Here is a 21654-nt window from a genome sequence, read left to right as displayed (position 1 = left end):
CCCAGCCCCCCCCCCCTCCCCCTCTCACTCCACACCCCCGCGCGCCCCGCCCAGCGCGCCGCCCCCGCGCCCGACCCCCGGAGGGGCCCCCCCCGGGAGCGGGGGCGGGGCCCCTCGCGTGCGTGCGCCGGCCGGCGCGGGTGCTACCTGGCGACGACCATGGCGTCGCGGATGGTCCGGGTCTTGGCGGCCGCCTGCTCCGCGGTGAGCGCCTGGCTGCTGCCGCCGCTCAGGCTGAGCTTGGTGAAGGAGACCCGACCGGTGGTGGACTTGTCCGCCCACACGCAGATCGTGGGGCCGGGCTTGCCGAGCATGGTCGACGTGCCGCAGGAGAGCTTCGCCGAGGAGTTGTTGGCGTCCTGCGCCGGGAAGTCGGTCATCGACACGGACAGGCCGCCGCTGTCCTTCTTGGAGTCCTCGATGATCTGCCCGGGGTCGTTGAGGTCACCGTAGACGCCGATCACCGAGAAGGTGTCCATCGCGTCCGAACCCTTGCTGTAGCTGGCGACCAGGACGTGGAGGTCCGTGCCGAGCTTGGACGCCTCGGGCTTGCTCATGTCGGCGGCCTGTTCCTTGGACGACTTCTGGACGTAGCCGTCGGCCAGGGTCTGCGGCGAAGTGATCTTGTACTTGCCGCCCGAGTCGCTGCCGCCGAGGAACTTCCACGCGGCGAAGCCGCCGCCGCCCAGCACCAGCGCGCCGACCACCAGGCCGATGACCAGGCCGCCCTTGCCCTTCGACGGCGGCGCCACCGGGTAGCCCGGCTGCCCGTACGGAGCCTGCGGCGGCGCGCCGTACGGCTGCTGGGGCGCGCCGTAGGGCTGCTGCGGCGGGTAGCCGTACTGGGGCTGCGGAGCGCCGTAAGGCTGCTGCGGGGCGCCGTACTGCGGCGGCGGCCCCCCGTAGGGCTGCTGCGGCGGCTGTCCCTGCGGATACTGCTGTCCCTGGCCGTACATCTGCGTCTGTGCTCCCCCGCCGCACCCGCGGCCTGTCTCGGTGTGGAGTCGTTCCGTGCACGTCCGGTCAACCGGACGAGTGCCCGGGCACGCTACCGCACGGCGCCGGACACGGGCCCGTTCGGGCGTGGCGCGTCCGCGGACCGAAAGCGGTTCGTAACCCGCCCCCCCGGTTACGTAAACTGTGCGTCGTGACCGACACGACGAACCAGCACCCCGTGAGCACCTCCGCCGGGGACGAAGCAGCAACCCTCCCGACGACCTACACCCCCGCGGACGTAGAGGGCGAGCTGTACGAGCGCTGGGTGGAGCGTGGGTACTTCAGCGCCGACGCGAAGAGCGACAAGCCTCCGTTCACCATCGTCATCCCCCCGCCGAACGTCACCGGCAGTCTGCACCTGGGCCACGCCTTCGAGCACACGCTGATCGACGCCCTGGTCCGCCGCAAGCGCATGCAGGGCTACGAGGCCCTGTGGCAGCCCGGCATGGACCACGCCGGCATCGCCACCCAGAACGTGGTCGAGCGTGAGCTCGCCAAGGAGGGCAAGTCCCGCCACGACCTGGGCCGCGAGGCCTTCGTCGAGCGCGTCTGGAAGTGGAAGGCGGAGTCCGGCGGCCAGATCTCCGGCCAGATGCGGCGCCTGGGCGACGGCGTCGACTGGTCCCGCGAGCGCTTCACGATGGACGAGGGCCTGTCCCAGGCCGTCCAGACCATCTTCAAGAAGCTCTTCGACGACGAGCTGATCTACCGCGCCGAGCGCATCATCAACTGGTGCCCGCGCTGCCTGACGGCCATCTCCGACATCGAGGTGGAGTACCAGGACGACGACGGCGAGCTGGTCTCGATCCGCTACGGCGAGGGCGAGAACTCCATCGTCGTCGCCACCACGCGCGCCGAGACGATGCTGGGCGACACCGCGGTCGCCGTCCACCCGGAGGACGAGCGCTACAAGCACCTGGTCGGCACCGAGATCGAGCTGCCGCTGACCGGCCGCCGCATCCCGATCGTCGCCGACGCCCACGTCGACCCGGAGTTCGGCACCGGCGCCGTCAAGGTGACGCCCGCGCACGACCCGAACGACTTCGAGATCGGCCAGCGCCACGGCCTGCCGAACATCGCGGTCATGGACGAGCACGCCGTCATCACCGTGCACGGCCCGTTCCTCGGCCTGGACCGCCTGGAGGCCCGCTCGGCGATCGTCGCCGCGCTGCGCGCCGAGGGCCGGATCGTCGCCGAGAAGCGCCCGTACGTCCACTCGGTGGGCCACTGCTCGCGCTGCAAGACCACCATCGAGCCGCGGCTGTCCATGCAGTGGTGGGTCAAGGTCGGCCCGCTCGCCAAGGCCGCCGGCGACGCCGTCCGCGACGGCAAGGTCAAGATCCACCCGCAGGAGATGGAGAAGCGGTACTTCGACTGGGTCGACAACCTGCACGACTGGTGCATCTCGCGCCAGCTGTGGTGGGGCCACCGCATCCCGGTCTGGTACGGCCCCAACGGCGAGGTCGTCTGCGTCGGCCCCGACGAGCAGCCGCCGGCCGGCGAGGGCTGGCACCAGGACACCGACGTCCTGGACACCTGGTTCTCCTCCGGCCTCTGGCCGTTCTCCACGCTCGGCTGGCCGGAGCAGACCGAGAGCCTGGCGAAGTTCTACCCGAACTCCGTCCTGGTCACCGGCTACGACATCCTGTTCTTCTGGGTCGCCCGGATGATGATGTTCGGCCTCTACGCGATGGACGGCACCCCGCCGTTCCACACCATCGCGCTGCACGGCATGGTCCGTGACCAGAACGGCAAGAAGATGTCGAAGTCCTTCGGCAACGTCGTCAACCCGCTGGACTGGATGGACAAGTACGGCTCCGACGCGCTGCGCTTCACGCTGGCACGCGGTGCCAACCCGGGCGTCGACGTGCCGATCGGCGAGGACTGGGTCCAGGCGGCCCGCAACTTCGCCAACAAGATCTGGAACGCCACCCGCTTCGCGCTGATGAACGGCGCCACCGTCGAGGGCCCGCTGCCCGCGCCGGAGGAGCTGACCGCGGCCGACCGCTGGATCCTGTCGCGCCTGAACAGCACCGTCGCCGAGGTGGACGGGCTGTACGAGGACTACCAGTTCTCCAAGCTCTCCGAGGCGCTGTACCACTTCGCCTGGGACGAGGTGTTCGACTGGTACGTCGAGCTCTCCAAGACCACCCTGGCCAAGGGCGGCCCGCAGGCCGACGCCGCGCGCCGGGTGCTCGGCGAGGTCCTGGACGTCACGCTGCGCCTGCTGCACCCGATCGTGCCGTTCGTCACCGAGACGCTGTGGACGACGCTGACCGGCGCCGAGTCGGTGGTCATCGCCGACTGGCCGAAGGACAGCGGCTTCCGCGACGCCGCGGCCGAGGCGGAGATCGCCACGCTGCAGCAGGTCGTCACCGAGGTCCGCCGCTTCCGTACGGACCAGGGCCTCAAGCCGGGCCAGCGCGTCCCGGCCGCCCTGGAGCTGGACGGCACCGCGCTGGCCGCCCACGAGGACGCGATCCGCTCGCTGCTGCGGCTGACCGCCCCCGAGGAGGGCTTCTCGGCCACCGCCTCGCTCCCGGTCGCCGGCGCCACCGTGTCGCTGGACCTCTCCGGCACCATCGACGTCGCGGCGGAGCGCAAGCGCCTCGCCAAGGACCTCGCGGCCGCCGAGAAGGAGAAGGCGCAGACCACCGCCAAGCTCGGCAACGAGGCGTTCCTCGCCAAGGCGCCGGATGAGGTGGTCGCCAAGATCAAGGGCCGCCAGGAGGCTGCCGAGGCGGACATCGCCCGGATCACCGCCCAGCTGGCGGCGCTGCCGCAGGGCTGAGCCCGTACCGCCCGCAAGGGGCCGCACTCCGCGACGCGCGGGGTGCGGCCCCTCGGCGTTTCGCGGGTTCCGCGCCCGGCGGCGCGTCGGGGGGCTTTCGTTACGCCTAATAGCGCAGCAACATTGCTCCCTTCCGGCGAATATTCATCCTGGACCGGGTGAGGTCCTATTCCGAGCGAATTGATTCCGGTCTTGCCCGCGCGCGTTCGCGGAAGTTTGCAGGTCGGATGTGTACGGTGTGCACGGAGTTTCCGAAGGCGTTTCTGCTGAGCGTCCCTGCGGGGTGTTCCCGACGGGGCGACGGACGGGAGGGCATGGCGTGGTGGTGACCGAGGAGTTGGCCGACGAACTGCCTGCCGAGGCGGTCGATGAGGCCAAGGCCAGGGCGGCGACCCTGTTGCTCGCCTTCCGGCACGGCAACCAGGTCGCGTTCGACCACGAGCTGGAAATGCTCTTCGCCGAGCACGCCGGGCGCGAGGTGACCACCCTGCTCGCCTGGATCGCCGCCGAGGCCGTCCGCAAGGCCTACGCCCCCGAGGTGGGCGACCGGGTGCTGCGGTCGATGGCCCGGCGCGCTCCGGCCGACACCGGCGCGGTCGCGGTGGACGAGGAGAGCGCCAACGCCGCCCGGCTGATCGAGGCGGTCGCGGCCGGCGAGGTGGCCGAGGTCCGCGGGCTGGTCGCCTCGACGGCCGACACCACCTTCCTGCTGGGCGGGCTGCTGCAGGGCGTGGCGATGATGCTGCCGCTGCTGCCCGAGGGCGAACTGGCCGAGATCACCGCCGAGTTGCGCCGCAGGCACGGCGGCGCCGCCCACGTGCCGGAGGCCCGGGCCGGGGTCTGACCCGCGGCGCGACCGGGGCATCGCCGCGGCGCGCGGGCGCTGATGGTCGACAAGTCCCCTCCGGTGAAAGGGACTTGATCCGGTCCGGCCCGTCGGTGCCTCAGGCCGCCAGCAGCGGCGCCGCGGGCTCGGCGAAGTCGGCGGCCCCGGCGAGCGCGGCGGTCAGCGCGGCGATCCGGGCGGAGGCGAGGCCGTCGCCGTACGGGCTCGGGGTGGCCGCGAGCCGGGCGAGGCGCTCGGGGGTGTCGGAGAGCCAGGCGCGGGCCAGCTCGCCCAGCTCCTCGCCGGGCTGCACCAGTGCGGCGAAGCCGGCCGCGACCGCCTCCGGGCGCTCGGTGGAGCGGCGCACCACCAGCAGCGGCCGGCCGAGCACGGTGCACTCCTCCTGCACGCCGCCGGAGTCGGAGACCAGCAGCGCCGCACGGCTCGCCAGGCCCAGGAAGTCGCCGTAGCCGACCGGGCCGGTGACGGCCAGCCGCTCCAGCAGGCCCTCCAGGCCGAAGCGCTCGACGGCGGCCCTGGTGCGCGGGTGCATCGGGAACAGCACCGGGGTGCCGGCCCGGGCGATCCGGTCCAGCTCGGCGAGCACGGCGCCGAGCGCCTCGGCGGTGTCGGTGTTCTCCGGGCGGTGCACGGTGGCCAGGACGTACCCGTCCGGGCGCATTCCGTGCGCGGCGAGCAGCGCGGCGCGGGCGGCGGCGTCCGGCAGCCGGCGTCGGACCACCTCGACGACGGTGTTGCCGGTGAGCTCGATCCGGTCCTCGGCCAGCGACTCGGCGCGCAGGTTGGCGACGTTGTCGTCGGTGGCGGCGCAGAGCAGGTCGGAGACGTGGTCGACCATCACCCGGTTGTGCTCCTCGGGCATCGCCCGGTCGAAGCTGCGCAGCCCGGCCTCGACGTGGACCAGCGGGATCTCCCGGGCGTTGGCGGCCAGCGCCCCGGCGAGGGTGGCGTTGGTGTCGCCCTGGACGACCACGGCGGCGGGGCGGTCCTCGGCGAAGGCGGCGTCCAGCTGGCCCAGGGACTGGGCGATCTGGCCGGCCCGGGGGCGGCCGCCGACGCCGGTGAGCAGCTCGGGCCGGGGCAGGCCCAGGTCGCGCAGGAAGCGGCCGGACATCGCCTCGTCCCAGTGCTGGCCGGTGTGCACCAGCCGGGTGGCGTCGCCGAGTTCGTGGATCAGCGGGGCGAGCTTGACCAGCTCGGGGCGGGTCCCGAGGACGACGGCGACGCTGGACGGGGGCAGGCACGTGCTCATGCGGGGGCTCCGGTGGGGGAGTGGGGAGGAAGCGCGGGGGAGGGGCGGCTCAGGATTCGAGCGCGGTGGGGGCGCCGACGGCGACCTTCTCGGCGTTGCGGCGGGTCTTGGCCCAGCCGTTGCGGCCGAGCAGCAGCCGGACGGCGGCCCGGGCGGCGACCACGAAGAGGTGGTAGGCGTAGAGCCAGACCAGGACGCCCCAGAGGAGGCCGGTGAGCCGGCTGCGGTCGGGGTGGACGGCCTTGCGGTAGGCGAGGCCCCAGAACACCATCGGCAGCGTGGCGAGTACGAGGACCAGCAGCATCCACGGCCCGAACCTGAGCTGGAAGTCGGCGGTCTCGGCGGGGAAGAGCACCAGCCCGGCGGCGGTGATCCCGAGCGAGAGCGGGAACAGCAGCACCAGCAGCACGCAGACCACGGGCTGCAGGAAGGTGTACATGACCTCGGCCTTGCCGGCCCGGGTGTAGTGCGGGGAGCGCAGGACCCGGCCGGTGTAGCGCAGGCACTGCATGTTGCCCTGGGCCCAGCGGGTGCGCTGGGTGAGGAAGCGGCGCGGCGAGACCAGGCCCTCCTGGGAGACCTGGGTCTCCGTGACGTGGGTGAGCCGCCAGCCGGCCAGGCGCAGGTCCAGGCCGGACTCGTAGTCCTCCAGGAGCGCGCGCTCGGGCCAGGGGCGTCCGGCGCGGCCCTCCTCGGCGGTCAGCGAGTCGAGGGCGGTGAGCCGGACGAACTGGCCGTTGCCGCCGAGGCCGACGCTGCCGGTGCGCCGGCGCAGCAGCTGCATGCCGGCGTTGTTGGCCTGGAACTCCACGTCCTGCATCCGCACCAGCGCGCGGGCGAGGGCGTTGGCGGTGCGGCCGCGCCCGGGCAGCGGGCGTTCGTCGTCGGCGTTGCGCATCCGGACGCCGATCTGGACGGCGCCGGTGTCGGGGCGGCCGAGGGCCTTGTCGTTGCAGACCTGGGCGAGGGTGCCCGGGTCGAGCTGCCCGTCGGCGTCGACCACGCCGATCACCACGCGGGAGCGGTCGGTGTCCTCGGGGAGCCAGGCGGAGATCTCCCGGTAGGCGGCGTTGAGGGCGGCGCCCTTGCCGATCCGGGCGTGCGGGCGGCGGCGCTGGACGAGGTGGACGCGCGGGTCGCGGGCGGCCGCGGCGAGCACCAGTTCGCGGGTGGCGTCCTCGCTGTCGTCGTCGATCACCCACAGGTGGGCTTCGGGCGCACCGGCCCGCAGGCCGTCCAGGGTCTGGGTGACCACGGCCTCCTCGTCGCGGCAGGGGATCACCAGGTGCCACCGGAAGGCGGCGGGGTCGCCGGGCTCGGCGGGCCGGTTGCGCAGGTACGCGTGGCGGGAGCCGGCCCAGTACACGAGGAAGCGTCCGAAGACGAGCGCCATGTAGGCCACGAGGGCCAGGGAGATCAGTCCGGCGACCCAGACGACGGCGTCCTGGCGAAGCGTGATCCAGTCGTGCAGGGCGTCGGGCATGGCGCAGTGCTCCTCGTGATCAAAGGCTGGCGGCTCCTATCGGCTGCGAATCGATGCTTCATTGCGGGTCGGATTCGCTAAATAGATAGTAAAGGGATCAAACTGGAAGCGACAGGCAAAGACTGGACAAAGTGGTCGTTCTCACCCCCGCCCTCACCCTGTGAGGAACCCCCGCCAGCGCTCCGTAGACTGTGGTCGTGAGCGACAAGGCCGACCCGAACCCGTACACCATCCGCCCCGCCGACGGCGGCACCGGCGACGCCCTGCGGGACGTCGAGGTGGAACTCTCCGAGCGCTGGCCGGAGAACAAACTGGAGCCCTCGCTCGACCGCATCGAGGCGCTGATGGACATCCTGGGCCAGCCCCAGCGGTCCTTCCCCTCCATCCACATCACCGGCACCAACGGCAAGACCTCCACCGCCCGGATGATCGAGCAGCTGCTCAACGCCTTCGAGCTGCGCACCGGCCGCTACACCAGCCCGCACGTGGAGTCCGTCACCGAGCGGATCAGCCTGGACGGCGCTCCGATCAGCCCCGAGCGCTTCGTCGAGGTCTACCGCGACATCGAGCCCTACGTGCGGATGGTCGACGCGGCGCAGCCGGTGCCGATGTCCTTCTTCGAGGTGCTGACCGGCATGGCGTACGCCGCCTTCGCCGACGCGCCGGTGGACGTCGCCGTGGTCGAGGTCGGCATGGGCGGCTCCTGGGACGCCACCAACGTCATCGACGCCTCCGTCGCCGTGATCACCCCGATCGGCCTCGACCACACCGACAAGCTCGGCGAGACCACCGGCGAGATCGCCGTCGAGAAGTCCGGGATCATCAAGTCCGGCGCCGTCGCCGTCGTCGCCCAGCAGCAGCTGGACGCCGCCCAGACCATCCTGCGCCACGCCGTCGAGGTCGACGCCACCGTCGCCCGCGAGGGCATGGAGTTCGGCGTGATCCGCCGCGAACTCGCCGTCGGCGGCCAGCTGGTGACGCTGCGCGGACTCGGCGGCGAGGAGTACGAGGACGTCTTCATCCCGCTCCACGGTGAGCACCAGGCGCACAACGCGGCGCTCGCACTGGCCGCGGTCGAGGCCTTCTTCGGCGTCGGCGGCGCCCGCGGCGGGCAGCTCGACGTCGACAAGATCCGCCAGGCCTTCTCCGGCGTCTCCTCGCCGGGCCGCCTGGAGGTCGTCCGCCGTAGCCCCACGATCGTCCTGGACGCCGCGCACAACCCGCACGGCGCCCGCGCCACCGTCGCCGCGCTCACCGAGTCCTTCGGCTTCACCCGGCTCGTCGGCGTGATCGGCACCTCCGGCGACAAGGACGTGGCCGGCGTGCTGGAGGCCTTCGAGCCGATCCTGGCCGAGGTCGTCATCACCCAGAACTCCACGCACCGCGCGATGGACGTCGACGAGCTCGCCGCCCTCGCCGTCGAGGTCTTCGGTGAGGACCGCGTCCAGGTCGAGCCCCGCCTCGACGACGCCATCGCCGCCGCCGTCACCCTCGCCGAGGAGGAGGGCGACCTCGGTGGCGCCGGGGTGCTGGTCACCGGTTCGGTCATCACGGTGGGCGAGGCCCGCCTGCTGCTCGGGAGGAAGTGAACATGAGGACGCTCTGCTCCTCGACACTGATCGGCGAAGCGCTGCTGATCATGTTCGCGGCCCTGGTCGCGATGCGGCTCACCGACGTCTCCAACGGGGAGATCTGGACGGTCAGCGGCATCGCGATGGCCCTGTGCATCGTGCTCTGCGGCATGATCAACCGCCCCGGCGCGGTGCAGATCGGCTGGGCGCTGCAGATCGGCCTGATCGCCAGCGGCTTCGTCCTGCCGACCATGTTCGGCCTCGGCGTCGTCTTCGCCGGCCTGTGGTGGTGCTCGGTGCACTACGGCCGCAAGGTGGACGACTTCAAGGCCGCCCGCGCCGCCGCCACCGAGGCCGCCGCCGTACAGGCCTGAGCGGCAGGACTGGCGCACCGACACGCCGTGTACGCAAGGTAACCTCTGCCGTGTCGGCCCCCGCGTCGACCCGACTGTCTGCCGAACCGATTCCCCAGGAGACGCACCGTGTCCCAGCGCACTCTCGTCCTGCTCAAGCCCGACGCCGTCCGCCGCGGCCTGGCGGGCGAGATCATCAGCCGCATCGAGCGCAAGGCCGGCTGGAAGCTCGCCGCCGTCGAGCTGCGCACCTTCGACCGGGCGACGCTGGAGCTGCACTACGCGGAGCACGTCGGCCGCCCGTTCTACGAGCCGCTGCTGGAGTTCATGACCTCCGGCCCGTCGATCGCGCTGATCGTCGAGGGCGAGGAGGTCGTGCCCGGCATCCGCATGCTGGCCGGCGCCACCAACCCGCTGGAGGCCGGGGCCGGCACCATCCGCGGCGACTACGCGACGATCACCCGCGAGAACCTGATCCACGCCTCCGACTCCCCGGAGTCCGCCGAGCGCGAGATCAAGATCTTCTTCCCGGCGCACGCCTGAGCCGGGCCGGGCGACACGCCCGGAGGACCTAGGGACTGCCCCGGTCGGGACCATTGGCCCGGCCGGGGCATTCTTATCGTGAAATAGGGAACTGGGGCTGCCGACACGTCGTCCCAATCCTCGGAGAAGCGATCACGCTCCGGACAATGGACGCTATGCCCCACCTCGACGTCCGTACCGCGCGGCGTGACTACGATGGACGCGACTCACGGGCCCGGTAAGGCAGCTCAGCTGGTCTCCGCCCAAGCGTGGGCGCACGCAGTCGTCCACCCACCATGAACTCCGAGCCCGGGAAGGCACCCACACCCCATGGCGAGCAACCTGTCGTTCATCGGCCGCGACTTGGCGATCGACCTCGGAACTGCCAACACGCTGGTGTACGTCAGGGGCAAGGGCATCGTCCTGAACGAGCCGTCGGTCGTCGCGGTGAACACCAACACCGGCGGCATCCTCGCGGTCGGCGCCGAGGCCAAGAAGATGATCGGCCGCACCCCCGGCAACATCGTCGCCATCCGCCCGCTCAAGGACGGCGTCATCGCCGACTTCGAGATCACCGAGCGGATGCTGCGGTACTTCATCCTCAAGATCCACCGCCGCCGCTACCTCGCCCGCCCGCGCGTCGTCGTCTGCGTGCCCTCCGGCATCACCGGCGTCGAGCGCCGCGCCGTCATCGAGGCCTCCTCGCAGGCCGGCGCCCGCCAGGTGCACATCATCGAGGAGCCCATGGCCGCCGCCATCGGCGCCGGCCTGCCCGTCCACGAGGCCACCGGCAATATGGTCGTCGACATCGGCGGCGGCACCACCGAGGTCGCGGTCATCTCCCTCGGCGGCATCGTCACCGCCCAGTCCATCCGGGTGGCCGGCGACGAACTCGACAACGCGATCGTCCAGCACATCAAGAAGGAGTACTCGCTCCTCCTCGGCGAGCGCAGCGCCGAGCAGATCAAGATGAGCATCGGCAGCGCCTTCGGCCTGGAGGGCGAGAAGGACGAGCACGCCGAGATCCGCGGCCGCGACCTCGTCAGCGGCCTGCCCAAGACCGTCGTCATCTCCGCCGCCGAGGTCCGCGAGGCCATCGACGAGCCGGTCAACTCGATCATCGACGCGGTCAAGACCACCCTCGACCAGTGCCCGCCCGAGCTGGCCGGCGACGTCATGGACCGCGGCATCGTGCTCACCGGCGGCGGCGCCCTGCTCCGCGGCCTCGACGAGCGACTGCGCCGCGAGACCGGCATGCCGATCCACATCGCCGAGAACCCGCTCGACTCCGTCGCGCTCGGCTCCGGCAAGTGCGTCGAGGAATTCGAGGCGCTCCAGCAGGTACTCGACGCTCAGCCGCGCCGTTAGCACCACGCACCACGACATCCGACACGACTGAACGGGCCGCCGCCCCGGCCCCCCCGCCCCCGGCGGCCGCCAGGTACGAAGGGGCAGTACCAGCACCGTGAGGGACACACGAGAGAGCCGGCTGCTGCTCATCCTGCTGGTGGCCGTCGCCTTCGCGCTGATCACCGTCGACATCAAGGGCGGTGAGGACTCCCCGCTCGGCCCGGCCCGGCACGCGGCCGCCGGCGTCCTCGGCCCCGTCGAACGCGGCGCCGCCACCGTCGTCGACCCCGTCGCCGACACCGTCCGGGCCTTCCGGGACGCCGCCACCAACAGCGGCCGCACCGACCAGCTCGCCCGCGAGAACACCGAACTGCGGCAGAAGCTCGCCTCCTCCGACATGGCCGCCGGGCGCACCAAACAACTCGACGACCTGCTGCGCACCGCGGGCGCCGGCGGATACACCGTCAAGGCCGCCCAGGTCATCGCGATCGGCCCGGCCCAGGGCTTCTCCTGGACCATCACCATCGACGCCGGCAGCGACGACGGCCTCACCCGCGACATGACCGTGATCAACGGTCAGGGCCTGGTCGGCCGGATCACCACCGTCGGCCCGACCACGGCCACCGTGCTGCTCGCCTCCGACCCCGGCTTCTCGGCCGGCACCCGCCTGGAGGGCACCGGCGAGATCGGCTTCGCCTCCGGCGGCGGCGACAGCCCCATGAAGGTCTCCCTGCTCAACGGCAAGGCCCAGGTCAAGCCCGGCGACCGGCTGGTCACCTTCGGCTCGCAGAGCGGCCGCCCGTTCGTGCCCGGCGTCCCCATCGGCAAGGTCACCGAGGTCCAGGCCAACGCGGGCCAGCTCACCAAGACCGTCCTGGTCGAGCCCTTCGTCCAGTTCACCCGGCTGGACCTGGTCGGTGTCGTGGTCGTACCGCCGCGCGCCGACCCCCGCGACGCCGTGCTGCCGCCGGCCCCCGCCGCGCCCGCCCCGGGCCAGGCCCCGGCCACCGCGCCCGCCGCCCCGCCCGCCAAGCCCAATGGGGGGAACTGAGCCATGCGCCTCGCCCGCATCCCCGTCTCCGTCGGCCTGATCCTCTTCGGCCTGATCCTCCAGGTCAGCGTCTTCGGCCGGCTCCAGCTCCCGGGAGCCACCCCGGACATACTGCTGCTCGTCGTGGTCGGCCTCGCCATGGTCTACGGACCCACCGGCGGCTGCCTCGTCGGCTTCGCGGGCGGCCTGCTGGCCGACCTCGCGCCGCCCTCCGACCACGCCATCGGCCGCTACGCACTGGTGCTCTGCCTGATGGGCTACGCCGCCGGACTGCTGCGCCCCGAGCACGGCCGCCAGCGCTCCGTCTCCAGCGCGCTCCTGGTGGTGGGCGCCGCCGCGGTCGCCTCCACGCTGCTGTACGCCCTGGTCGGCGCCCTGGTCGGCGACACCGCCGCCCGGCACGTCGGCCTCGGCGGCCTGGTGATCAGCGCCCTGCTGTACGACCTGCTGCTGGCGCCGTTCGTGGTGCCGCTGGTGATGCTGCTCGGCCGCCGCTTCGGGCGCGACCCGGTGGCCGCCGCCGACGACGACCAGGGCGGCCCGGGCCTGGGCACGCTGGCCCGCTACCGCACCACCCGCGAGGTCTCCTCCGGCCCCTCCTACAAGAAGCGGCGCGTACCCGGCTTCGCCCGCCGCCCGTAACCGGTCCGGCCCCGACCTCCCGACCTCCCCCGCATCCTGGAGCGCACGAGACGTGAGCAACATCCCCGAGACCGGCCGCACCCGGCGGGTGACGATCCGTCTGGTGGTGCTGCAGATCCTGGTGCTGTCGCTGCTCGCCACCCTCGGCGGGCGGCTGTGGTACCTGCAGATCCGCAACGCCAAGGAGTACACCGCCAAGGCGACCGGCAACCACATCCGCGAGGTGGTCGAACCGGCCGTCCGCGGCGAGATCCTGGACGCCTCCGGGCGGGTGCTGGCCGGCAACGAGACCCGGCTGGTGGTCTCGGTCAGCCGCACCTCCCTGCTGCAGCAGAAGGACGGCGGCAAGGGGGTGCTGTCCCGGCTGGCCGAGGTCCTGGGGATGCCCGCCAAGGACGTGCAGGAGAAGGTCCGGCTCTGCGACGCCAAGACCCCGCAGCCCTGCTGGAACGGCTCGCCCTACCAGCCGATCCCGGTCACCAAGGAAGCGACCACCCAGCAGGCGATGCAGATAATGGAGCGCCGCGAGGACTTCCCCGGGATCACCGCGCAGCCCACCGCCGTGCGCCGCTACACCGGCGCCGAGGGCGCCAACATGGCCCAGGTGCTCGGCTACCTCTCGCCGGTCACCGACGAGGAGGTCAGCAAGACCGCCGACAAGAGCGGCCTGGACCGCTACCTGCCGGCCGACCAGATCGGCCGGGCCGGCCTGGAGTCGGTGTACGACCGCGACCTGCGCGGCACCGCCGGGATCACCAAGCTGGAGGTGGACAACCTCGGCCGGGTGATCGGCACCGCCGGCGCCGTCGCCCCGAAGACCGGCGACAACCTGGTCACCAGCATCGACGCCCGGGTGCAGAAGGTCGTCGAGGACAACCTGGCCCAGGCCATGTCGGACGCCCGGAACACCTTCGACAAGGTCACCAACCGCAACTACGAGGCCGACTCCGGCGCCGCCGTCGTGATGGACGTGCACACCGGCCGGATCATCGCCATGGCGAGCGCCCCGACCTACGACCCGAACCTCTGGGTGGGCGGCATCACCGGCAAGGACTACCAGTCGCTGACCAGCAAGGACTCCAACTTCCCGCTGCTGAACCGCGCCATACAGGGTCAGTCCGCCCCCGGTTCGACCTTCAAGGTCATCTCCACCACCGCCGCCGTGCAGGCCGGCTACCCGCTGGACGGCACCTACCCGTGCCCGAAGAGCATGACCATCGGCGGTCGCGAGTTCAAGAACTTCGAGAGCGAGAGCTTCGGCTCCATCACCCTGGAGAAGGCGCTCGAAGTCTCCTGCGACACCGTCTTCTACGGCCTGGCGAACGACCAGTGGCTGAAGGACGGCGGCATCAAGCCGAAGAAGGACCCGGCCGACTGGTTCTTCAAGACCGCCCACGAGTTCGGCCTCGGCGCCAAGACCGGCATCGACCTGCCGGCCGAGGTGACCGGCCGCGTCCCGGACCGGCAGTGGAAGCAGTCCTTCTTCGACAACAACAAGGACGCCTGGTGCGCCCAGGCGAAGAAGGGCGGCAACAGCTTCTCCGACCAGATCGCCAAGGAGAACTGCGTCGACGGCTACCAGATGCGCGCCGGTGACGCCGTCAACTTCGCGATCGGCCAGGGCGACACGCTCGTCACCCCGGTCCAGATGGCCCGGATCTACTCGGCACTGGCCAACGGCGGCACGTTCTACCGGCCGACCATCGCCAAGGCGGTGATAAGCCCGGGCGGGGAGCTCGTGCGCGAGATCGCCCCGCAGGCGGACGCCAAGTTCCCCGGCGACCAGAAGCTGCTCAGCTACATCGACCAGGCCACCGCCGGCGTCATCACCAGCGGCACCGCCGCCTGGAAGTTCGCCGGGGCGGGCTGGCCGCAGGACAAGATCGCGCTGCACGCCAAGACCGGCACCGCCGAGGTCGAGGGCAAGCAGACCACCTCCTGGCTGACCACGTACAGCAAGGACTACGCGATCGTCATGACGATAAGCCAGGGCGGCACCGGCTCCGGCGGCTCCGGCGACGCCGTCCGCCGGATCTACCAGGCGCTGTACGGCGTGGACGACAAGGGCAACGTCGACAACGGCAAGGCGCTGCTGACCGCGCCGCAGGCCGAGCTGCCGAAGTTCAACCCGGACGGCACCGCGATCATCAAGCCGGCCGCCTTCACCGCCGGCACGACCCCGGCCGTCGGCGCCCCGGTCGGCCCGGTCACCGTGCCCGCCGGGGCCACCGTGCCCGCCGCGTCGGCCTCCGCGCCGGTCCCGGCCTCCGCCACGGCCTCCGCGCCGCTGCCGACGCTGCTCGACCCGGCGCAGGCCGCCCCTGCCCCGGCGGCGGCCTACCTCGACCAGGCACCGCCGACCGACCGCCCGGCGTCGTACACCGCGGCCGACGCCGCGCTCGAACCCGGCCGCGGCCCGGGAAGGGGACGGGCATGACCTCCTACGGCTCCTACCGGCAGCTGCGGCTCGCCCCGCAGCGCAACGGGGTCTCCAAGGCCCTCGCCAAGGACTCCACGCTCTGGCGGCTGGACTGGATACTGCTGCTGGCCGCGCTGGCCCTCTCGGCCGGCAGCTCGCTGCTGGTCTGGTCGGCCACCCGCGGACGCGACTCGCTCACCCACGGGGACCCGCAGTACTTCCTGTACCGGCACCTGACGAACTTCGTGGTCGGCCTGGTGCTGTGCTCCGTGGTGATAGCGATAGGGAGTCGCCGCTTCCGCACCATCGTCCCGTTCCTGTACGTCGGCGTGCTCATGCTGCTGCTGGCGACGCTCAGCCCGCTGGGCTCGACCATCAACGGCGCGCACTCGTGGATCCAGCTCGGCGGCGGCTTCTCCATCCAGCCCGCCGAGTTCGCGAAGCTCGCGATCGTCCTGGCGATGGCGGTCGTGCTGTCGGACCAGGTGGACGCGGGGGAGCGGGAGTTCCCCTCGCACCGGGCCGTGTTCCGCGGCCTGCTCTGGGCCGGGGTGCCGATGGGCATAGTGCTGCTGATGCCGGACGCCGGCTCGGTGATGGTGATGGCCGCGATCGTGCTGGGCATCCTGCTCGGCTCCGGGGCAGCGAACCGCTGGGTCCTCGGACTGCTGGTGGCGGGCGCCGCCGGGTGCGTGGCGATCTGGAAGTTCGGGCTGCTGAGCAAGTACCAGATCGACCGCTTCGCCGCCTTCGCCAACCCGCAGCTGGACCCGAACGGCGTCGGCTACAACACCGCGCAGGCCCGGATCGCGATCGGCTCGGGCGGGCTGACCGGCAAGGGCCTGTTCCACGGGACGCAGACCACCGGGCAGTTCGTGCCGGAGCAGCAGACCGACTTCGTGTTCACCGTCGCCGGTGAGGAACTGGGCTTCGTCGGCGCGCTGGCGATCATCCTGCTGGTCGGCGTGGTGCTGTGGCGGGCCTGCCGGATCGCCCGGCAGGCGACCGACCTCTACGGCACGATCGTGGCGGCGGGGATCATCGCCTGGCTGGCCTTCCAGGCCTTCGAGAACATAGGGATGTGCCTGGGCATCATGCCGGTCGCGGGCATCCCGCTGCCGTTCGTCTCGTACGGCGGGTCCTCGATGTTCGCGAACTGGATGGCCGTCGGGCTGCTCCAGGCGGTTCGCAGCCAACGGCCGATAGCGGCCTGAGCGGGTGCACGGCGGGGCCGGTCCGGGGACTCCCGGGCCGGCCCTTCGTCTTGCCCTTCGTCTGCCCGCGCGGCGCTCGGCGGCGGTCGACGGCGATCGGGGTGGCCGTGAGGGCGGCCGACGGCGGTCGGCGGCGCCTCAGGGCGTCTGGAGCAGGCAGTCGGCGGCCGTGAGGACGGCCCTCGACTGGTGCGCCAGCTGCTCCTGCACCGGCACCCAGCGGGCGCCGAAGCGGTGGCGCAGCCGGTCCAGGCTGTCGGCGACCACGGCGCGGGCACGCTCGCGGGCCGCCTCCGCGCCCGGGCCCCGGGCGTCCGCCAGCAGGCGCAGCAGGATCGACCCCGCCCGCAACGGCAGCCGGGCCGCCACCAGCCCGGCGGTCGTCACCCGCGAGCAGGAGAGCGGCTCGGGACGCCAGCGCTCCAGCCACTCCTGTGCCACCCGCGGTGCCACCGCCAGGCTGAACTCCGCGGTGCGCAGCAACGGGCCGTACGCCTCGTGGCCGTGCGCGGGGACGCGGGCGAGCAGGGCGGTGAGCTCCTCGGCGCGCGCGGTGAGGTCGCGGGCGGCGGAGGTGAGGGCCTGCGGCCCGGCCGGGTGGGGGCGGGCGTCACCGACCGCGTCCACGGCCCACATCGGGACCTCCAGGACGGCGGTGACGGCGCCGAGCCGGGCGGCGTAGGCCCAGGTGGACAGCTCGGGCTCGTCCGGCAGCGCCCGGGAGACCCCGGCGCTGTCCGGGGCCGGCATCAGGTACGTGCCGGGGGCGGGGCTGGCCCAGCCGATCGCGTCGTAGGAGTCCACGTCGAGCGGGAGGCCGGCCCGTTCGGCGGAGCGGGCGAAGCGCTCGGACAGTCCGGGCACCGGGCCGGTGAGCTGGACGAAGGCGCCGCCGAAGTCCACCCCGTGCAGCGAGCACTGCAGGAACGGGCGCAGCTCGTCGATGAGGTCGGTGAGCGCCAGGCTCTCCGGCATCGGCGGGCGGCCCGTGCCGGGGGCGGGCAGCAGCTCGGGCTGCTCCTCGAAGGCCGGGCGGAAGAAGTGCTCGTAGTGGCGGCGCATGGTGAGCGGGCCGTCCAGCCAGCCGGCGTTGAGCGCGGCGCCGTCCGGGTCGAGGCACAGCAGCAGGTGCCAGGAGAGGCCGGGGCGGGCGGGGCGGTCCAGCAGCAGCTCGGCCAGCCGGACCGCCCCGGCGGTGCCGACCGGCTCGTTGGGGTGCGGGCCGCCGACCACGAGGACGGCGCGCGGGCCGCGGTCGACCGAGAGCAGCAGCAGCGGTCGCCCGGCCCGGGAGCGGCCCACCTCGCGCAGCCGGCAGCGGTCCGGGTGGCGCAGGGCGAGCCGCCGGGCGGCGCACTCGGCCTGGGCCGGCGTGGGGTAGCGGGCCGGCCGGGCGTCGAGGGTCCGGAGGGGGCGGATCCGCCGACCGGTGTCGGTCATGGTTCTCCTTGCGCCGGTCGCACGGCTCGCACGGCCGCCGGAGCGCGGGAACGCCGGTGCGCCGCCACGCACGGGGTGCGGGCGGGGGACGGGGCACCGCGGGCCGGGGACGGCGGCCGGGCGGACACGGGACGGGCCTGGTGAGGGTGGACTGGGCCGTGTGCGGGGGGAGGGAGAGGGCAGCGCCGGGGGAACTCCGACGAGGGCCGAGCGTACGACCCAACTCCCTTGTCCGGAAGGGGCACAGGGCTTCTTGGCGGAGCCCTGTCAGTACCGCACGGGCCGTCCGGGCGTGTCAACGGCGGACGGTACCGGGCGGCGGGCGCGCACTGCGCGTGCCGGGGCGGGCGCCGAAATGCCGGGTCGCGCCGGAGCGCGGAGGGCCCGTGCTCCGGGGCAGACGGCCCGATCCCCGGATTGGGCTACCCTTGAGGGTCACCCCTCCCGTGCCGACTCGCGGCACCGAATCACGTCGTAAGGGTTCCTAGTACATGACTGTCGAATCGGTCTTCCCACGCCTGGAGGCCCTCCTCCCGCACGTCCAGAAGCCGATCCAGTACGTCGGCGGCGAGCTCAACTCGACCGTCAAGGACTGGGACGCCTGCGACGTCCGCTGGGCGCTGATGTACCCCGACGCCTACGAGGTCGGGCTGCCCAACCAGGGCGTCATGATCCTCTACGAGGTGCTGAACGAGCGCGAGGGCGTGCTCGCCGAGCGCACCTACAGCGTCTGGCCGGACCTCGAAGCGCTGATGCGCGAGCACGACGTCCGGCAGTTCACCGTGGACGCCCACCGCCCGGTGAAGGCCTTCGACGTGTTCGGCCTGTCGTTCTCCACCGAGCTCGGCTACACGAACATGCTCACCGCGCTCGACCTGGCCGGCATCCCGCTGGAGGCCAAGGACCGCACCGACGAGGACCCGATCGTCCTGGCCGGCGGCCACGCGGCCTTCAACCCGGAGCCGATCGCGGACTTCCTGGACGCGGCGGTGGTCGGTGACGGCGAGCAGGCCGTGCTCGACATCACCGAGATCATCCGCGCCTGGAAGGCCGAGGGCCGCCCGGGCGGGCGCGACGAGGTGCTGCTGCGGCTGGCCCGCACCGGCGGCGTGTACGTCCCCAGGTTCTACGACGTGGAGTACCTGGCCGACGGCCGGATCGGCCGCGTCGTGCCGAACGCCCCGGGCGTGCCGTGGCGGGTGTCCAAGCACACCGTGATGGACCTGGACGAGTGGCCGTACCCGAAGCAGCCGCTGGTCCCGCTCGCGGAGACGGTGCACGAGCGCATGTCCGTGGAGATCTTCCGCGGCTGCACCCGCGGCTGCCGCTTCTGCCAGGCCGGCATGATCACGCGCCCCGTGCGGGAGCGAAGCATCACCGGCATCGGCGAGATGGTCGAGCGCGGGCTGAAGGCGACCGGCTTCGAGGAGGTCGGCCTGCTGTCGCTGTCCAGCGCCGACCACACCGAGATCGGTGACATCGCCAAGGGCCTGGCGGACCGCTACACCGAGGACAAGATCGGCCTGTCGCTGCCGTCCACCCGCGTCGACGCCTTCAACATCGACCTCGCCAACGAGCTGTCCCGCAACGGGCGCCGCTCGGGCCTCACCTTCGCCCCCGAGGGCGGCAGCGAGCGCATGCGCAAGGTGATCAACAAGATGGTGTCGGAGGAGGACCTGATCCGCACCGTCGCCACCGCGTACGGCAACGGCTGGCGCCAGGTGAAGCTGTACTTCATGTGCGGCCTGCCGACCGAGACCGACGAGGACGTGCTCCAGATCGGCGAGATGGCGAAGAACGTCATCCAGAAGGGCCGCGAGGTCACCGGCCAGAACGACATCCGCTGCACCGTCTCCATCGGCGGGTTCGTGCCCAAGCCGCACACCCCGTTCCAGTGGGCCCCGCAGCTGTCCGCCGAGGCCACCGACGCCCGTCTGGCCAAGCTGCGCGACTCGATCCGCGGCGACCGCAAGTACGGCAAGAACATCGGCTACCGCTACCACGACGGCAAGCCGGGCATCATCGAGGGCCTGCTCTCCCGCGGTGACCGCCGGGTCGGCGCGGTCATCCGCGCGGTCTACGACGACGGCGGCCGCTTCGACGGCTGGCGCGAGTACTTCTCGTACGACCGGTGGATGGCGTGCGCCGAGAAGGGCCTGGCCGGCACCGGCGTCGACGTCGACTGGTACACCACCCGCGAGCGCACCTACGAGGAGGTGCTGCCCTGGGACCACCTGGACAGCGGCCTCGACAAGGACTGGCTCTGGGAGGACTGGCAGGACGCGCTGGAGGAGGTCGAGGTCGACGACTGCCGCTGGACGCCGTGCTTCGACTGCGGCGTGTGCCCCCAGATGGACACGACCATACAAATCGGCCCGACGGGCAAGAAGCTGCTCCCGCTGACGGTCGTCGGCGGCGCTGACCAGCAGAAGTAGGCGGCGCGTGAGTGACACGGTGAGCGAGCTGTGTGACTTACTTCACAGCCTCTCGGAGGGTGAGCGGGAGCTCGTCCTGGGTGCGCTCGGCATGACGCGCGCCCCGGGCGGGCCCGCCCTCGCCCTCAGGGAGGCCCGGCAAGGCGGTCAGAGGACCCCTCTGCCCGCCGCCCGGAGTGCCCCGGGCATCGAGTCCTCGATCGAGTGGGTCTGAGGCCTTGAGAGCACGCGTAGAGCCCTCCCCGAATCTTTCGGGGAGGGCTCTACCGGCTTGCGGGTGGGGAAACCATGGAGACAGGGGTGCACCACCAACCGAGGACGACGCCTACCGTCGCGGCCGCCAGCGTTGCCACCACCGGGATGGCAAGGCTCTCTGCGAAACGGAAGCTGCCGGGGTGGGACGCGTGCCGGCTTCAACGAACAGCGGTGTTGCCACGATCATTCGGTGCTGCCACTGATCAGGCGGGAAGTTGCACAGCACACGGGCATACCCGTGCAGATAGGCAGGACCGTCCAGATGCCACGACAGCATCGAGTAGCAGGAGCGAGCTGCGAACTCTTGATCGCTGAAGCGCGTGGAGGCCAACCTATCGGGAAACGATGTGTCACCTCGGGCCTCCCTCTCCACGAGTTCAGCCGCAAGATCGTGGAGCCAGTCCGAACCCGATCCCGTGCGGGTGGCTCTTGCGTCGCGATGCTCCAGGACATGCTGGATAGATCCACACAGGATGAGCTCCACACCAGAGCAGGGTGCGCCTCTTTGCTGGTGGCAAGGCTCGTCCTCGATCGAGACGTACGCATACACCCCGCAATCCCTGAGACCGACGTCGCTCAGACCTCGCCCGAACCGAAAGCGCCCGGTGAACTCCATCCAGTCTCGGGTCATCAGCGACTCGCAAGAGTCGGGCACCTTGTTGTACGCCCAAGTCTTCTCCCGGAGGTGGGCCACCACTTCCTCCAGGCTGGGGGTAGCTGGAAGGTCGTTTGCTGCCCTCTCTCCCACAGACAGACGGGCGCTGGCACCAAGCATTGATGCTTCTGCTTCAACCGCCCTCCCCGTACCTCCGCGCGGGAGAGTCCTCCGAAACTCTGCAAGTTTCGCGGTCGACAGGTAGTGGAGCTCGTGAAGTTCCTGCATCGCCCCTCCACGGTTTGTAGCCGCGTCCGCCTGGCGCAGGAGGTTCCTGTGCCAGGCGGGCGATGACCCGTATGGGTCTGGTTACTCAACGATGTGGGCGGACTGAGGCTTCGGGCGGACGCGATCCCTTTGGCGGGCTCTCCCGCCTTC

At 71.8% G+C, this 21654-nt stretch carries 16 protein-coding genes; 11 read left to right on the top strand and 5 right to left on the bottom strand.

The window, feature by feature from the left end; all coding sequences use genetic code 11:
- Positions 1–143 precede the first annotated feature (143 nt).
- On the bottom strand, positions 144–956 hold the full coding sequence (locus ABT048_RS35125) for a hypothetical protein (protein WP_350525656.1): 813 nt from the start codon (positions 954–956) through the stop codon (positions 144–146).
- 191 nt (positions 957–1147) lie between these two features.
- Here ABT048_RS35125 and ABT048_RS35120 point away from each other — a divergent pair, with 191 nt between their 5' ends.
- Positions 1148–3787, top strand: a complete 2640-nt coding sequence (locus ABT048_RS35120) for a valine--tRNA ligase (RefSeq protein WP_396551699.1) — start codon at positions 1148–1150, stop codon at positions 3785–3787.
- Between the two features lie 319 nt (positions 3788–4106).
- A complete protein-coding gene (locus tag ABT048_RS35115; protein WP_350525655.1) occupies positions 4107–4631 on the top strand; it encodes a hypothetical protein in 525 nt (174 codons plus the stop codon).
- 100 nt (positions 4632–4731) lie between these two features.
- On the opposite strand, the gene wecB is transcribed toward ABT048_RS35115, so the two are convergent.
- Complete coding sequence (wecB, locus tag ABT048_RS35110) at positions 4732–5886, bottom strand: non-hydrolyzing UDP-N-acetylglucosamine 2-epimerase (protein WP_350525654.1); 1155 nt, start codon at positions 5884–5886, stop codon at positions 4732–4734.
- 49 nt (positions 5887–5935) lie between these two features.
- Positions 5936–7279, bottom strand: coding sequence for an XrtP-associated glycosyltransferase (locus ABT048_RS35105; RefSeq protein ID WP_502894110.1), 1344 nt, complete (start codon positions 7277–7279; stop codon positions 5936–5938).
- A gap of 287 nt (positions 7280–7566) precedes the next feature.
- Here ABT048_RS35105 and folC point away from each other — a divergent pair, with 287 nt between their 5' ends.
- The 8 genes from folC to rodA all read left to right on the top strand — a co-directional run bounded on the left by folC (position 7567) and on the right by rodA (position 16491).
- Positions 7567–8958 (top strand): bifunctional tetrahydrofolate synthase/dihydrofolate synthase, encoded by a 1392-nt coding sequence (gene folC / locus ABT048_RS35100; RefSeq protein WP_350525652.1) that lies wholly within the window; start codon positions 7567–7569, stop codon positions 8956–8958.
- A 2-nt stretch (positions 8959–8960) separates the two neighbouring features.
- Positions 8961–9314 carry a DUF4233 domain-containing protein gene (locus ABT048_RS35095; RefSeq protein WP_350525651.1) on the top strand — a complete coding sequence of 118 codons (354 nt, stop codon included), beginning with the start codon at positions 8961–8963 and terminating at the stop codon, positions 9312–9314.
- A gap of 108 nt (positions 9315–9422) precedes the next feature.
- Entirely contained in the window at positions 9423–9836 is a 414-nt protein-coding gene (gene ndk, locus ABT048_RS35090) for a nucleoside-diphosphate kinase (protein ID WP_030058261.1), read from the top strand.
- Between the two features lie 321 nt (positions 9837–10157).
- Entirely contained in the window at positions 10158–11183 is a 1026-nt protein-coding gene (locus ABT048_RS35085; protein WP_030256393.1) for a rod shape-determining protein, read from the top strand.
- Between the two features lie 97 nt (positions 11184–11280).
- On the top strand, positions 11281–12216 hold the full coding sequence (mreC, locus tag ABT048_RS35080) for a rod shape-determining protein MreC (RefSeq protein WP_350525650.1): 936 nt from the start codon (positions 11281–11283) through the stop codon (positions 12214–12216).
- Between the two features lie 3 nt (positions 12217–12219).
- On the top strand, positions 12220–12858 hold the full coding sequence (gene mreD / locus ABT048_RS35075) for a rod shape-determining protein MreD (RefSeq protein WP_350525649.1): 639 nt from the start codon (positions 12220–12222) through the stop codon (positions 12856–12858).
- Positions 12859–12910: 52 nt separating this feature from the next.
- Positions 12911–15295, top strand: coding sequence for a penicillin-binding protein 2 (gene mrdA / locus ABT048_RS35070; protein ID WP_350525648.1), 2385 nt, complete (start codon positions 12911–12913; stop codon positions 15293–15295).
- Positions 15292–16491, top strand: a complete 1200-nt coding sequence (rodA, locus tag ABT048_RS35065; RefSeq protein ID WP_350525647.1) for a rod shape-determining protein RodA — start codon at positions 15292–15294, stop codon at positions 16489–16491. Before mrdA ends, rodA begins: the two co-directional genes overlap by 4 nt.
- 138 nt (positions 16492–16629) lie before the next feature.
- On the opposite strand, the gene ABT048_RS35060 is transcribed toward rodA, so the two are convergent.
- Positions 16630–17931, bottom strand: coding sequence for a M14 family zinc carboxypeptidase (locus tag ABT048_RS35060; protein ID WP_350525646.1), 1302 nt, complete (start codon positions 17929–17931; stop codon positions 16630–16632).
- A 491-nt stretch (positions 17932–18422) separates the two neighbouring features.
- On the opposite strand from ABT048_RS35060, the gene ABT048_RS35055 reads away from it, so the two are divergent.
- Complete coding sequence (locus ABT048_RS35055) at positions 18423–20366, top strand: TIGR03960 family B12-binding radical SAM protein (RefSeq protein WP_350525645.1); 1944 nt, start codon at positions 18423–18425, stop codon at positions 20364–20366.
- A gap of 325 nt (positions 20367–20691) precedes the next feature.
- On the opposite strand, the gene ABT048_RS35050 is transcribed toward ABT048_RS35055, so the two are convergent.
- Complete coding sequence (locus ABT048_RS35050) at positions 20692–21504, bottom strand: SAVMC3_10250 family protein (RefSeq protein WP_350525644.1); 813 nt, start codon at positions 21502–21504, stop codon at positions 20692–20694.
- Positions 21505–21654: the final 150 nt, after the last annotated feature.

The organism is Kitasatospora sp. NPDC096140, from assembly GCF_040303045.1.
Classification (GTDB): Bacteria; Actinomycetota; Actinomycetes; order Streptomycetales; family Streptomycetaceae; genus Kitasatospora.
This window is presented reverse-complemented; position numbering and strand designations above follow the sequence as displayed.